Origin of the sequence: Massilia paldalensis (assembly GCF_044901715.1) — a bacterium.
Taxonomy (GTDB): domain Bacteria; phylum Pseudomonadota; class Gammaproteobacteria; order Burkholderiales; family Burkholderiaceae_D; genus Telluria; species Telluria paldalensis.
Window position 1 is genome coordinate 17,059 of the sequence record NZ_JBJCIU010000002.1, and the last position, 13,146, is coordinate 30,204.

At 66.9% G+C, this 13,146-nt stretch carries 12 protein-coding genes, 1 other RNA gene and 1 pseudogene; 7 read left to right on the forward strand and 7 right to left on the reverse strand.

Annotated features, from left to right (window positions below; all coding sequences use genetic code 11):
- Positions 1–30: 30 nt before the first annotated feature.
- Together ACI1V7_RS28360 and ACI1V7_RS09880 are read left to right on the forward strand one after the other, a co-directional pair.
- Positions 31–87, forward strand: a pseudogene (locus tag ACI1V7_RS28360) (hypothetical protein); the annotation flags it as partial.
- 67 nt (positions 88–154) lie between these two features.
- A complete protein-coding gene (locus ACI1V7_RS09880; RefSeq protein ID WP_404531594.1) occupies positions 155–889 on the forward strand; it encodes a dienelactone hydrolase family protein in 735 nt (244 codons plus the stop codon).
- 176 nt (positions 890–1,065) lie between these two features.
- On the opposite strand, the gene rpoH is transcribed toward ACI1V7_RS09880, so the two are convergent.
- The 4 genes from rpoH to ftsY form a co-directional block, all read right to left on the reverse strand.
- On the reverse strand, positions 1,066–1,956 hold the full coding sequence (gene rpoH / locus ACI1V7_RS09885) for an RNA polymerase sigma factor RpoH (protein WP_290412563.1): 891 nt from the start codon (positions 1,954–1,956) through the stop codon (positions 1,066–1,068).
- Positions 1,957–2,457: 501 nt separating this feature from the next.
- Positions 2,458–3,378, reverse strand: a complete 921-nt coding sequence (gene ftsX / locus ACI1V7_RS09890) for a permease-like cell division protein FtsX (protein ID WP_404531595.1) — start codon at positions 3,376–3,378, stop codon at positions 2,458–2,460.
- On the reverse strand, positions 3,375–4,055 hold the full coding sequence (locus ACI1V7_RS09895) for a cell division ATP-binding protein FtsE (protein ID WP_404531596.1): 681 nt from the start codon (positions 4,053–4,055) through the stop codon (positions 3,375–3,377). The genes ftsX and ACI1V7_RS09895 overlap by 4 nt, the downstream gene beginning before the upstream one ends.
- A 6-nt stretch (positions 4,056–4,061) precedes the next feature.
- The gene (gene ftsY, locus ACI1V7_RS09900) at positions 4,062–5,294 is read right to left on the reverse strand and encodes a signal recognition particle-docking protein FtsY (protein ID WP_404531597.1); all 1,233 of its coding nucleotides are present in this window, start codon (positions 5,292–5,294) and stop codon (positions 4,062–4,064) included.
- 299 nt (positions 5,295–5,593) lie between these two features.
- Between ftsY and ACI1V7_RS09905 the strand changes: the two genes are divergently transcribed.
- Positions 5,594–5,812, forward strand: a complete 219-nt coding sequence (locus ACI1V7_RS09905) for a hypothetical protein (RefSeq protein WP_404531598.1) — start codon at positions 5,594–5,596, stop codon at positions 5,810–5,812.
- A 99-nt stretch (positions 5,813–5,911) separates the two neighbouring features.
- On the opposite strand, the gene ACI1V7_RS09910 is transcribed toward ACI1V7_RS09905, so the two are convergent.
- Positions 5,912–7,612: a thiamine pyrophosphate-binding protein gene (locus ACI1V7_RS09910; protein ID WP_404531599.1), complete on the reverse strand. Its 1,701-nt coding sequence runs from the start codon at positions 7,610–7,612 to the stop codon at positions 5,912–5,914.
- Positions 7,613–7,755: 143 nt separating this feature from the next.
- On the opposite strand from ACI1V7_RS09910, the gene ACI1V7_RS09915 reads away from it, so the two are divergent.
- From ACI1V7_RS09915 to ACI1V7_RS09930, 4 genes are all read left to right on the forward strand, one after another.
- Positions 7,756–8,889 carry a S41 family peptidase gene (locus tag ACI1V7_RS09915; protein WP_404531601.1) on the forward strand — a complete coding sequence of 378 codons (1,134 nt, stop codon included), beginning with the start codon at positions 7,756–7,758 and terminating at the stop codon, positions 8,887–8,889.
- A 30-nt stretch (positions 8,890–8,919) separates the two neighbouring features.
- Positions 8,920–9,256, forward strand: an RNA gene (rnpB, locus tag ACI1V7_RS09920) — RNase P RNA component class A.
- A 175-nt stretch (positions 9,257–9,431) separates the two neighbouring features.
- Entirely contained in the window at positions 9,432–10,928 is a 1,497-nt protein-coding gene (gene glpK / locus ACI1V7_RS09925; protein WP_404531602.1) for a glycerol kinase GlpK, read from the forward strand.
- Positions 10,929–11,007: 79 nt separating this feature from the next.
- On the forward strand, positions 11,008–11,511 hold the full coding sequence (locus tag ACI1V7_RS09930) for a hypothetical protein (protein ID WP_404531603.1): 504 nt from the start codon (positions 11,008–11,010) through the stop codon (positions 11,509–11,511).
- A gap of 3 nt (positions 11,512–11,514) precedes the next feature.
- On the opposite strand, the gene ACI1V7_RS09935 is transcribed toward ACI1V7_RS09930, so the two are convergent.
- Complete coding sequence (locus ACI1V7_RS09935; protein ID WP_404531604.1) at positions 11,515–12,759, reverse strand: type II toxin-antitoxin system HipA family toxin; 1,245 nt, start codon at positions 12,757–12,759, stop codon at positions 11,515–11,517.
- Positions 12,743–13,075, reverse strand: coding sequence for a helix-turn-helix domain-containing protein (locus ACI1V7_RS09940; protein ID WP_314540486.1), 333 nt, complete (start codon positions 13,073–13,075; stop codon positions 12,743–12,745). The genes ACI1V7_RS09935 and ACI1V7_RS09940 overlap by 17 nt, the downstream gene beginning before the upstream one ends.
- Between the last annotated feature and the right edge of the window lie 71 nt (positions 13,076–13,146).

The following is a 13,146-nucleotide window of genomic DNA, read 5'->3' on the forward strand; positions in this document are numbered from 1 at the left end:
CTCATGGGGAACCCTTTCCAGGAGACGCCCATGACGCGCTTGACCGCAGACGACTTCGACCCCGAAGTCCTGAAACTCTTCGACGGCTACGTGCACGGCCAGCTGTCGCGCCGCGATTTCCTCGCCCGCGCCGGCCGCCACGCTGCTGGCGCAATTGTCGCCATCGTTCGCCGCCCCGCTGGTCGCGCCGCAGGACGCGCGCCTGAAGACGAGCTACCAGGAATTCCCGTCGCCGCAGGGCTACGGCAAGCTGCGCGGCTACCTCGTGATGCCCGCCAATGCCAAGCGCAAGCCGCCGGCGATCCTCGTCGTGCACGAGAACCGCGGCCTGAATCCGCACATCGAGGACATCGCGCGCCGCGTGGCGCTGGAAGGCTATATCGCGTTCGCGCCGGACGCACTGTTCCCGCTGGGCGGCTATCCGGGCGACGAGGACAGCGCACGCGCCCTGTTCCCCAAGCTGGACCAGGCCAAGACGCGCGCCGACTTCGTCGCTGCCGCGCAGGCGCTGGAGAAGCTGCCGCAGGCGAGCGGCAAGGTCGGGGTAGTGGGCTTCTGCTACGGCGGCGGCATCGCCAACTACCTCGCGACCCAGCTGCCTGAACTGGCGGCCGCCGTGCCGTTCTACGGCGCCCAGCCGCCCGCCGCCGAGGTCGCCAAGATCCGCACGCCGCTGCTGATCCACGACGCGGGCAAGGACGAGCGCATCCTGGCCGGCTGGCCGGCCTACGAGGAAGCGCTGAAGGAGAACAAGGTGCCGTACCAGCACTTCGTCTACCCGGGCGTCGAACACGGCTTCAACAACGACACGACGCCGCGCTACGACGAGGCGGCGGCCAAGCTGGCGTGGGGGAGGACGGTGGCGTTCTTCAAGGAAAAGCTGGGCTGACCTGACCGACTCCTTTCGCCCGCACATCCTGCACGTCGCCCCTGCGAAGGCAGGGGGCCAATTTCCAGAGCTATCGTCTGCGCATGAGAATTCGGCCCCTGCCTTCGCAGGGGCGACGCTGATGGGTAATAAAAAAGGCACCCGCAGGTGCCTTTCTCTTGCTGCCGCGCGGAGGCTTACACGTAAGCCGCCAGCGCCGTCTTCATTTTCTTCAGCGCGGCCGATTCGATCTGGCGGATGCGCTCGGCCGACACGCCGAACTCCTCGGCCAGCGTGTGCAGGGTCGCACCCGAGCCGTCGTCGTTGGCCAGCCAGCGTGCTTCCACGATGCGGCGCGAACGCGGGTCGAGCTTGCCCAGGGCCGTTTCCAGGCCTTCGGACTGCAGGCGCACCACTTCCTCGGCTTCCAGCACCTTGGTCGGTTCCTGCTGGTCCGACGACAGGTAGGCGATCGGCGAGAACTTGTCGTCTTCGTCGTCGGTCGGCGCTTCCAGCGCGATGTCGCGGCCCGACAGGCGGGTTTCCATCTCGATCACTTCTTCGCGCTTGACGTCGAGCATCTTGGCCAGGTCGTCAACTTGCTGCGGCGACATGGCGTCCAGGCCCTGCTTATTGCTGCGCAGGTTGAAGAACAGCTTGCGCTGGGCCTTGGTCGTGGCGACCTTCACCAGGCGCCAGTTCTTCAGGATATATTCATGCATCTCGGCCTTGACCCAGTGCATGGCGTACGACACCAGGCGCACGCCCTGGTTCGGGTCGAAGCGCTTGACGGCCTTCATCAGGCCGATATTGCCTTCCTGGATCAGGTCGGCGTGCGGCAGGCCATAGCCCAGGTAGCCGCGCGCGATCGACACGACCAGGCGCAGGTGCGACATCACCAGTTTCTGAGCGGCGTCCAGGTCGCCGTTGTCGCGCAGGTTTTTTGCCAGCGATACTTCTTCCTCGTGGGTCAGCATCGGCAGACGATTGACCGCCGAGATATAGGCGTCGATGTTGCCGATATTGCCGTTGAAACCGAGTCCCAGAGCACGACTGCCGGCCGGAACCAATGCGGATTGTGCGGACATAGTCAATTCCCTCGTAGTAGCTGTACTGCATCGTCTCTGCCATTTCCGGCGCCCCGAAGGCGCTGCCGGTTGGCGATACGGGATGTGGACGGTGCCTATCGAATACACTTCCCGCGATAGTCTGTCCTTATATTAGCACTCTCTTGTAGGGAGTGCTAGGAACCACCATATTTGCGACGAGCAGTTTAAGTTTCGTTAAAGTATTGCCATTGGGAATCGAAAAACAGCAGGTGATTCCAATGTAGAGCAGGTACAAGTAGTTCGGTTGATTTGGGTCAAACGTGCCGCCCGTACCGTTTGATAGCTGTTGGAGACAGGTTAGGGGCGTCGTGAGTCAGGGTCTGTGAAGTGGCGCACGTACCCTTGTAGGCGGAAATCCCGTGTCTGCTGGCGGAATTGGCTGGCGAGCAGGAGGCAAGACGAGAAATGGAGATGCGGGCGATTTGCGGGAATTCAATACCCCGACGTCGAATTTCGGGGTATTGATTAGTACATTTGCAATTAACGCAGGCGCGCCAGGTGCCGCTGCACGGACAGCATCGCGCCCACCAGGCCCAGGCCGGCGCTGATCGCCAGCAGTGCGGCGATGCCCAGCGGTGGCAGGGCCGCGAGCTGGAATTCCGAGGCGTACAAACGGGCGAACTCGGCGATCGCCGTGTTCAGCGGACGCAGCGCCAGTGCCACCGCGCCCAGCGCCACCGCGCCGGAAAACAAGCCCAGCAGGGCGCCCGTATAGTAGAACGGACGGTGGATGAAATTGTCCGTCGCGCCCAGCAGCTTCGAGACGGCGATCTCTTCCTTCTGGGTCAGCACCTGCAGGCGGATGGTATTGAACACCACCGCGATCACCACCACGCTCAGTGTGACGGCCAGCAGCAGCAGGGCCAGGCGCAGCACGCCCAGCAGGGCCGCCAGGCGCTTGACCCAGGCCGAGTCGACCTGCACGGTGTCCACGCCCGGCAGCAGGCGCATCTGTTCGGCGATGCCGTCCACGCGCGCGGCGTCGGCGCTGGCGGCGAAGCCTTCCAGCTTCATCACATAGCTGTCCGGCAGCGGATTGTCGCCCAGCGTCTCGAGGACGTCGGACAGGCCGCTCTTGTCCTTCAGGCTGTCCAGCGCCTGCTCGCGCGGCACGAACACCAGACTGGCGCGGCTGCCCTGCAGGATCTGCCGCAGCTGGGGCGCGAGCGCCTGCGCTTCCTCGCGCGAGGTACCGGCCTTGAGGAACAGGCTGATCTCGGGATCGACGGACAACTGCTCGGACATCGGCTTGACGTTGTCGAGCAGGGTCACGCCGGCGAAGGGCAGGGCCAGGGCCACGGCCACGACGAGGACGTTGAACAGGAAGCTGCCCGGCGCCTTGCGCACGTGCGACAGGGCGGCGCCGAGGGCGAAGCGGTGCTGGCGGAACCAGATGTTCATGCCGCACCTCCTGCGGGCACGACGGCACCCTGCACGACGCGTCCATGCTCCAGCCGGATCACGCGCGCGGCGCTGTCGAGGATCTGTTCGTCGTGGGTCGAGATCACGCAGGTCACGCCGACGGCGTGGAAGGCGTGCAGGGCGTCGATGACCTTGTCGGCCGCGGCGCGGTCGAGGTTGGCGGTCGGCTCGTCGGCCAGGATGATCTGCGGACGGTTGACGATGGCGCGCGCGATCGCCACGCGCTGCTGCTCGCCGCCCGACAGTTCCATCGGCAGGGCGGTCGCGCGCTCCAGCAGGCCGACCTTGTCGAGGGCCGCGCGGGCGCGCTGCTCGGCCTGCGCCTTGGGGGCGCCCGTGACGATCAGCGGCAGCATCACGTTGGCCAGGATGTGGCGGTCGTTCAGCAGGCGCTGGTGCTGGAAGATCAGGCCCAGGTTACGGCGCAGGAACGGCACGCCGGCCTTCTTCAGGCGGCCCACGTCGTGGCCGCTGACGATGACGCGGCCCGCAGTCGGGCGCTCGATCGCGGCCACCATCTTCATGAGGGTCGACTTGCCGGCGCCGGACGGGCCCGCCAGGTAGACCAGCTCGCCCTTGGCGATGTGCAGGGACACGTCGGACAGGGCGACGGCGTCGGCGGAATATTTCTTGGAGACGGACTGGAACTCGATCATCGATGCTTATCCCAGCAGCGCTTCGGCGAACTCGTCGGCGCTGAAAGGCTGCAGGTCTTCCAGTTTCTCGCCCACGCCGATGAAGTACACGGGCACCGGACGGGTGCGGGCGATGGCCGCCAGGATGCCGCCCTTGGCGGTGCCGTCCAGCTTGGTGATCACGACGCCCGTCAGTTCCAGCGCGTCGTCGAAAGCCTTCACCTGGGCCAGCGCGTTCTGGCCCGTATTGCCGTCGATGACGAGCAGGACCTCGTGCGGTGCGCCATCCATGCCCTTGCCGATCACGCGCTTGATCTTCTTGAGTTCTTCCATCAGGTGCAGCTGGGTCGGCAGGCGGCCGGCCGTGTCGACCATGACGACGTCGACGCCGCGCGCCTTGCCCGACTGGACCGCGTCGAACGCGACCGCGGCCGGATCGCCCGATGCCTGCGAGATGACGGTGACGTTGTTGCGCTGGCCCCAGACCATCAGCTGCTCACGCGCGGCGGCGCGGAAGGTGTCGCCGGCGGCCAGCAGCACCGATTGCTCATGGCGCTGCATGTGCTTGGCCAGCTTGCCGATGGTGGTGGTCTTGCCGGCGCCGTTGACGCCCGCGATCATCATCACCAGCGGCTCGTGGCGGCCCAGTTCCAGCGGCTTTTCCAGCGGGCGCAGCATGTCGACCAGCAGCTCCTTCAGGGCGGCCTTGACGGCGGCGGCGTCCAGCAGCTTGTCTTCCTTGACCTTGCGGCGCAGGTTGTCCAGCAGGAACTGGGTCGCGTCCATGCCGGCGTCCGACATCAGCAGCGCCGATTCCAGCTCTTCGTACAGGTCTTCGTCGATGCGCGCGCCGACGAACAGCAGCGACAGGTTGTTCGAGGTCTTGGCCAGGCCCGCCTTCAGGCGCGCCATCCAGGATTTCTTCTTTTCCGCCTCGCTGCCGGGGCGCTCGGCCGTCTCCGGGAACAGCTGGCCTTCGTAGCCGCTCGTGAGGATGGCGGCCTCTTCGGCGACCTGTTGCGCGATCGGGTCGATGTTGGTGGCGTCGCGCGCCGGCGGCGACTCGGGCGCGGGCGGTGCTTCCGGCACGGGCACAGGCACGGGCACGGGCGCCGGCGTCGTGACGGCGTCCGGGTCGGCGCCGAACAGGCGGCGCAGGAAGCCGGGCTGTTCGGCTTGCTCTTCGGGCGCGGCGGGGACAGCCTGGTCGGCGGCCGGCGCCTCGGCTTCGGGTTTTTTCTTCTTGAAGAAACTAAACATGGTGTATTCGGGGAGGGTACTGCGTGTCCATGCCCGTGGGGCATGTCGAAATAGGGGTCGCGCGTATTCTATCAGAGCAAGCAAGAGTTTTATTTATCGACAAAACCCCGTACGCGCCGTTCGGCTTGCCGGAATGCCATCTTGAACGCATCCTGAACGCATCATGAGCGCATCAGCCCAGCCATAGTGTGGCGAGAATGCTGCTCGCAGGCATGTACGCACGCCCTGTACTGGCAAATCGCCGGCGCCTGGTATAGATTGTGAACATCCATAGAAGAATGCCTCATAAGAGGGTCATCGTGAACGTTTCCAAATACCTCAAGCGGCTCATCTCCGGAGACCATGCGGTGAGCGGCACGGCAGCATCGCTGCGCAATGTCGTCGTGTGGGTCTTCATCGCCCTCGTCGCCGCCTTCCTCACCCATCCGGCCGGCGCGCCGGCGCCCAGCAGCGCCTTCGACGCGCCCGTGCCGTGGCCGGCGGAGCTGGGCGTGGACAGCAGCCTCGGCATCAAATAAGCAGCCACGTCGCCCCTGCGCAGGCAGGGGCCCAATTTCCGTAGCGTCGCGGAGACGCATGCAACCTTGGGTCCCCGCCTGCGCGGGGACGACGGGTATTCAAGTTTTTTTGCTCGCCTCCGCATTCCTGCGTATCGTTTCCAGCGTCGCCCCCGGCGTGATCCAGTTCCCGTCGTAACGCAGCTCGATCAGCGCCGGCAGCTTGCGCTCGCGCGTGAAGGCCATCGCGCGCGCCAGGGCGGGGCCGAACTGCGCCGTCGTCTCGACCGCTTCGCCGTGGCCGCCATAGGCCTTGGCCAGGGCCGCGAAATCCGGGTTGTGCAGCTGGGTGCCCGAGACGCGGCCCGGATACTCGCGCTCCTGGTGCATGCGGATGGTGCCGAACATGCCATTGTTAAAGACCAGGAAAATCACGCCGGCGCCGTACTGCACGGCGGTGGCCAGCTCCTGGCCCGTCATCATGAATTCGCCGTCGCCCGCGAAGGTGACGACGCTGCGCTCCGGATGCACGACCTTGGCGGCGACGCCGGCCGGCACGCCGTAGCCCATCGCGCCGCTCGTGGGTGCCAGCTGGGTGCGCATGGCGCCGTAGCGCCAGAAGCGGTGCGCCCAGGTGGCGTAGTTGCCGGCGCCGTTGGTGACGATGGTGTCGCGCGGCAGCGCGGCCTGCAGGTCCTGCACCAGCTGCCACAGGTCGAGCGGGGCGCTGCCGTCCTGGAACACGGGCGGCTGCCGCTGCCAGGCCGCTAGTTCGGCCCTGGCCTCGGCCACCGTGTGGCGCCAGGCGTGCGCATCGACGGGTTCCATCGCGGCCAGCATGGCCGCTGCCTGCGGCGCGCCGGCCGCGATCATCAGTTCGGCCTGGTAGACGCTGCCCAGCTCCTCCGGGTCCGGATGGATGTGCACGAGGCGCTGCTGCGGCACCGGGGACGCCAGCAGCGAATAACCGCTGGTGGTCATCTCGCCGAGGCGCGGGCCGAAGGCGATCAGCACGTCCGCTTCCTTCACGCGCGCGGCCAGCTTCGGATTGATGCCGATGCCGACGTCGCCCGCGTAGTGCGGGTGGTCGTTGTCGAGCAGGTCCTGGAAGCGGAAGGCGCAGGCGACGGGCAGCGCGTTCGCCTCGGCGAAGGCCGTCACGTCGGCGCAGGCCTGCGCCGTCCAGGTGCCGCCGCCCAGCAGCAGCAGCGGCTTCCTGGCGCCGGCCAGCAGCGTGCGCAATTGCGCGATCTGGGCCGCCGACGGCGCGGCCTGGGTCGGCTGGTAGGGGCGCGTGTCGGCAACGGCCGCCTGCGCCACCAGCATGTCTTCCGGCAGCGCCAGCACGACGGGGCCGGGGCGGCCGCTGGTCGCGACCTGGAAGGCGCGCGCGATGTATTCGGGGATGCGGTCGGCACGGTCGATCTGCGCGACCCACTTGGCCATCTGGCCGTACATGCGGCGGTAGTCGATCTCCTGGAAGGCTTCGCGGTCCATGAAGTCGGTGCCGACCTGGCCGATGAACAGGATCATCGGCGTCGAATCCTGGTAGGCCGTGTGCACGCCGATCGACGCATTGGTGGCGCCCGGCCCGCGCGTGACGAAGCAGATGCCGGGCTTGCCCGTCAGCTTGCCGTAGGCCTCGGCCATGAACGCCGCGCCGCCCTCCTGGCGGTTGACGACGAAGCGGATCCGCGAATCGTGCAGCGCGTCGAGCACGTCGAGATAGCTTTCGCCGGGGACGCCGAAGGCGGTGTCCACGCCGTGGACCTGGAGGGCGTCGACCAGGATCTGGCCGCCGCTGCGGGAAGGGTGCGTCATGGTGAGTCATCCTTATCGATGTGGCATCCGGGCATTCTAGGGGAGGGCTGTCGGGCTGGCTTTTGAAATGGCGACATGGAATGTCAAAAATAGCAAAAACGGCGGTATGATGGGCAGCGAAGAGTTGCCATAAGGATATGCATATGCGTTCGCCGAACCTGCTCGCTCCGGCCGCGTCCCTGGCCGCCGCACTGGCGGCTGCCACGGTAATGGCTGCGGTATCGGTCTGCACTCCCGCCGCCGCCCAGTCCCTCGCGCCCGCGCAATGCCTTGCCGACCTGGAGGACGCCGCCGCCTTCCTGGAAGCCAACGACGCCGGCGCGGCCGACGCGCTGGCCGACCATGGCGCGGCCATCCGCGCCGCTTTCGACAAGGCGCGCGCCGCGACGGCCGCGGTCAGGGAGGAAGCCGAGTGCATCGCGCTGCTGAAGACGTATGTGCATGCCTGGCGTCCCGACCACATCGGCGTGCGGCCGGTCCAAGACGTCGGCGCCGCCGCGGCGAAGCCGGCGGCAGGCGGCGCCGATCCGCGCGCGCCGCGCTTCGAGGTGCTGGGCAAGGATACGCTGTTGCTGGTGCTGCCGAGCTTCAACGATACCCAGGCGGCGGCCGTGAGGAAGCTGGTGGCGGACCATCGCGCGGAACTGGTCTCCCACCGCAACTGGGTGATCGACGTGCGCGGCAACGGCGGTGGTGCGGACGGTACCTATGCGCCGCTGCTGGGCTGGCTGCTGGATGGCGACCTGCGCTACTACCGCGCCGAATTCTTCGTCACGCCGGCCAATATCCAGGCCCAGGAAGCCGTGTGCCAGGGCAGCGGCGATCCGCAAGCCTGCCAGCGGCAACTGGCGCCGGTCATCGCCAGCATGCGCGCCGCGCCCAACGGCAGCTTCGTGCTGCCTGGTACGGAGCGCATCGCCACCAAGGCGATCGCGCTGGAGCCGCAGCGCCCGGCCCGCGTGGCCGTGCTGACCGACGGCGAGTGCGGCAGCAGTTGCGAGGAATTCGTGCTGCAGGCGCGCACCGGGTTTCGCGTGAAGATCGTGGGCCGCCCGACCGCCGGCGTGCTCGACGTGGCCAACGTGCGCCGCCATCCGCTGCCGTCCGGCCGCTTCCTGCTGAGCTACGGGACGAGCCGCACGACGCGCCTGCCCGCCATGCGCATCGACGGCGTCGGCATCGCGCCGGACGTGCTGCTGCCGGCACCGCCCGACGCCGCCGCGCGCGCGGCCGAGGTGACGCAGGTGCAACGCTGGCTCGAGACGGGCCGGATGTAAGCACGGCGCATCGGTTACAATAGCGCCCGTGAAGCAGGCCAAGGCAGCCGCTGGTCCACGCCGCAAGGTCGTGGGCGGGAGGAAGGTCCGGACTCCATAGAGCAGGGTGACGGTTAACGGCCGTCCGTCGAAATCCGGGCGCAAGCCTGGTACAAGACGAGGAATAGGGCCACAGAGACGAGCGTATTCAGTTACGGTGAAACGCGGTAACCTCCACCTGGAGCAATTCCAAATAGGCACGCGTTGAGGTTGCTCGCGGAGCGTGCGGGTAGGAAGCTTGAGCGCCGGAGTAATTCGGCGCCTAGAGGAATGGCTGTCATAGCGGGCAACCGCTACACAGAATCCGGCCTATCGGCCTGCTTTACTTTGGATTCGTCGAAGGGGACGGTGCGCAGGCGCCGTCCCCTTTTGCATTGCCGCGTCGCTGGCCGGCAGGTGTCCGGCGCTCCATCCCGCGGCGCCGCGTGGCCATGCCGTCGCCGAAAGCAGGCACAATGGACGGGTCAGAAGGCCGCGCCGACGGCCATACATGGAGGAGTCCGATGCCGCAGTACATCCTTGCCCTCGACCAGGGCACCACCAGCTCGCGCGCCATCCTGTTCGACCGCGCGGGCCAGGTGTTCGCCAGCGCCCAGCAGGAATTCCCGCAGCATTTCCCGCAGCCGGGCTGGGTCGAGCACGATCCGCTCGATATCTGGAACAGCCAGCTCGCCTGCGCGCGCCGGGTGCTGGCCGAGAGCGGCGTCGACGCGGCGCAGGTGGCCGCGATCGGCATCGCCAACCAGCGCGAGACGACGGTCGTGTGGGACCGCCGCACGGGCGAACCCCTGTGCCATGCGATCGTGTGGCAGGACCGGCGCACGGCCGGCCTGTGCGATGCGCTGCGCGAGGCGGGCAAGGCGCCGCTGATCCAGCGCAAGACCGGCCTGGAGGTCGATGCCTATTTTTCCGCGACCAAGCTGCAATGGCTGCTGACCAACGTGCCGGGCGCGCGCATCCGCGCCGAGCGGGGCGAGCTCGCCTTCGGCACCGTCGACAGCTGGCTCGCCTACAAGCTCACGGGCCGCCACGTGACGGATGCCAGCAATGCCGCGCGCACCATGCTCTTCAATATCAACAGCCTGCGCTGGGACCCGGAACTGCTGGCGCTGTTCGGCGTGCCCGCATCGATGCTGCCGGAAGTCGTGCCCAGCAGCGCGGACCTCGGCGCGGCGCAGGAAACATGGTTCGGGCGCGCGATTCCCGTCGCGGGCATCGCCGGCGACCAGCAGGCGGCCACCTTCGGCCAGGCCTGCCATGGGCGCGGGATGGTCAAGAATACCTACGGCACGGGCTGCTTCATGCTGATGCACGCGGGCGACGTGCCGCCGCAGTCGTACAACCGGCTGCTGGCCACCGTGGGCTGGAACGTGGGGGGGCACACCGACTATCTGCTGGAAGGCAGCGTGTTCATGGGCGGCGCCACCGTGCAGTGGCTGCGCGACGGCCTGGGCATCATCAGGCAGTCGGGCGACGTCGAGGCGCTGGCGTCGTCCGTGCCCGACAGCGGCGGCGTGATGCTGGTGCCCGCCTTCACGGGCCTGGGCGCGCCGCACTGGGATGCCTATGCGCGCGGCACCATCGTCGGCATGACGCGCGGCACCACGGCCGCCCACATCGCGCGCGCCGCCGTCGAGGCCATCGCCTTCCAGAGCGCGGAACTGCTGGGCGCCATGCAGAAGGACGTCGACTGCGCCGTGCACGAGGTGAGGGCGGACGGCGGCGCGGCCCGCAACGACCTGCTGATGCAGTTCCAGGCCGACCTGCTGGGCGTGCCCGTGATCCGCCCGCGCGTCACCGAAACGACGGCGCTGGGCGCGGCCTACCTGGCGGGCCTGGCCGTCGGCTTCTGGGCATCGCGCGCGGAAATCGCCGCGCAGTGGCAGGTCGAGCGCCGCTTCGAACCGCAGATGGGACGTGCGCGCCGCGACGAACTGATGGCGCGCTGGGCCAGGGCGGTAGCGCATGCCCGTGCATGGGCTTTGCCTGAGCACCATTGATGCTGCCGTGTGGGCAAGCCGCGGCGGGATGAGGCACAATCGGCTCCATGTTATCAATTTATTATTGATCGGAGTCGACGTGAAATTCTTGCAAGGATTCTTTGGGTTTGCCCACGGCGTGATGGCGCTGCTGTTCATCGTCCTGTCGGTGTTCCTGACGGTGCTCGCCGTGCAGACCGGCATCGCCGGCATCGGCCTGGAAGCGGCCGAGAGCGCGGACCAGGCCATCGAGGCGATCGGCCTCCTGGCGATCGCCGTCGTGTCGCTGCAGATCGCCCAGACCATCAACGAGGAAGAAGTGGTGCGCGACGCCCACATCAGCGCCCCGACCCGCGTGCGCCGCTACCTGTCGCGCTTCATGGTCGTCGTCGTCGTGGCGCTGTCGATCGAAGGCCTGGTCGGCATCTTCAAGGCCCTGCACGAGGAACCGGAACTGCTGCCGCACGCGGCCTCGGTGCTGGTCGCGGCCGGCATCCTGATGGCGGGCTGGGGCCTGTTCGTCCGCTTCAACAAGGAAGCGGAACTGCTGGAGCCGGAAGCGATGGAAGAAGCGAAGAGCGAGGACGTCAAGCTGGAGGAGTGATGTTCAGCCGCGCAATAGCGAGAACACGTGGCGCATGCGCTCGTGCAGGATGGTCTGCCATTCGCCGTCCAGCCAGTGCGCCACTAGTGGGAACGCCGCTTCGATGCGGACCAGCAAGTCGTCCAGGCAGCGTGCGCATTCGTCGCGGCTGCCGAATCCGAAGCGCAGCGCATCCGTCAGCACGGCGTCGCGGGCGATGTCGAAGCGGGCTCGCGACAGCTGCATTGCCAGGTAATGCGGCGTATCCGCGGGATTCGGAACGACGTCGAAGGCGGGGGCCAGGCGCCAGCGTTTCTGCTCGTGACGATAGACGATGGCATGGTTGCGTACATGGTCGTCGTCGTTGCCGCACACGGCATTGAAGATCATCCTTCCAAATAGTTCAATGCCGTCTTCCGGCGGCGCGCCGACGCGCCGCAGCTCGTCCGCCAAGCGCGGATAGCTCCAGCGGTCGCTGCCGGCCAGGGTGCCCGGATATTCCGTCTGCAGCAGCGAAGCGCTGCTCACGCACATGAAGCGCTGCAGGTGGCTGCGATCGAAGCGGCGTACACGGACGGCGCTGCGTCCCGCGGCCATCGGATGGAGGATCGTTTGCGCAAAGTCCAGGCCGCTGGCCGCGCCCCATTGCTGGGCGAAGTGTTCCAGACGCGGAATGTCCGCCGGGTCGGTCCTGATCTCCGGCTTGACCAGCCAATAGTTGCCTGCGTCGTCGCGTACCGTGGCTTTCGGGCGGGCGCCGCCTACGCTTGCCGTCTGGACGAGGCGGCGCCGTAGCGCCGCGCGTATGGGTGGGCGACGTTCCGACAAGGCGGCCAATTCTTCGACCAGGTGGTCGAGCATCGGCAGAGGCGGGCTGTTCAGGACGGCGCCCGAGAAGCGTGGCTGCGTACCGACGGCGAGCGCCCCCCAGCGATCGAGGTTGCTTGACTTGAGCAGATACTGGAGCGGCGTCGCATTGTCCGGCAGATGATGTTCGCGCCGCAGTACCGCCTGTCCCCAGGCATCCGGGCAAGCGTCGCGCAGCACGTCGTGCAGCCCCCCGTAGCGTGGGGCGGCGAATTCGGTGGCAGGCATGAACGGGAGGTTGATCGGATCGATCGTCCAGCTCGAGCCGCTGTCGACATAGGATGGCGCATAGCGAAAACTTCCGGCGCCGGAATGCGTGTTCAGGTAGCGGCCAACGGTCAGCCAATCGCCATTGTCCGGACGCTGCAGATAGACATACAGCGGTCTAGAAGTAGTCGGCATCGTGGTGTGACTCCTCCTTCGTCGGTCTCACGCGCTTGCCGGGCGCCTTTTGCCATAGTTCAGGTCTTAAGGGCGGTGTCGCCTGCTCGCCCACCCCAAGCGTCAACAACGCATTCAGATAGGCGCCCGCGCCGACGCCGGGATCGCCACGTTCGAGGCGCCGCAGGGTTGGTTCGGAAATACCCAATCGTTGGCACAGGTCGGCAACCGTGATCCTTTGTTGCAGGCGCTGAACATTGACGCAGCGACCCCATTCAGTCAGGCGCTCCTGTACCAGAGTAGGCCACATGGCAGCGCTGGAGAGTTTTTTGGGCATGGTTCAACCCTATCAAAGATAAACCCTTATAGCAAATAAGACGTCATCTATGACGGGTTTTTTATCCGAAT

Excerpts from the sequence above, each read along its gene's own strand:
- ACI1V7_RS09895 (WP_404531596.1), bottom strand. The coding sequence starts at position 4,055 with ATGATCGAGTTCCAGTCCGTCTCCAAGAAATATTCCGCCGACGCCGTC.
- ACI1V7_RS09940 (WP_314540486.1), bottom strand. The coding sequence starts at position 13,075 with ATGCCCAAAAAACTCTCCAGCGCTGCCATGTGGCCTACTCTGGTACAG.
- ACI1V7_RS09915 (WP_404531601.1), top strand. The coding sequence starts at position 7,756 with ATGCGTTCGCCGAACCTGCTCGCTCCGGCCGCGTCCCTGGCCGCCGCA.
- rpoH (WP_290412563.1), bottom strand. The coding sequence starts at position 1,956 with ATGTCCGCACAATCCGCATTGGTTCCGGCCGGCAGTCGTGCTCTGGGA.
- ACI1V7_RS09935 (WP_404531604.1), bottom strand. The coding sequence starts at position 12,759 with ATGCCGACTACTTCTAGACCGCTGTATGTCTATCTGCAGCGTCCGGAC.
- ACI1V7_RS09910 (WP_404531599.1), bottom strand. The coding sequence starts at position 7,612 with ATGACGCACCCTTCCCGCAGCGGCGGCCAGATCCTGGTCGACGCCCTC.
- glpK (WP_404531602.1), top strand. The coding sequence starts at position 9,432 with ATGCCGCAGTACATCCTTGCCCTCGACCAGGGCACCACCAGCTCGCGC.
- ftsY (WP_404531597.1), bottom strand. The coding sequence starts at position 5,294 with ATGTTTAGTTTCTTCAAGAAGAAAAAACCCGAAGCCGAGGCGCCGGCC.
- ftsX (WP_404531595.1), bottom strand. The coding sequence starts at position 3,378 with ATGAACATCTGGTTCCGCCAGCACCGCTTCGCCCTCGGCGCCGCCCTG.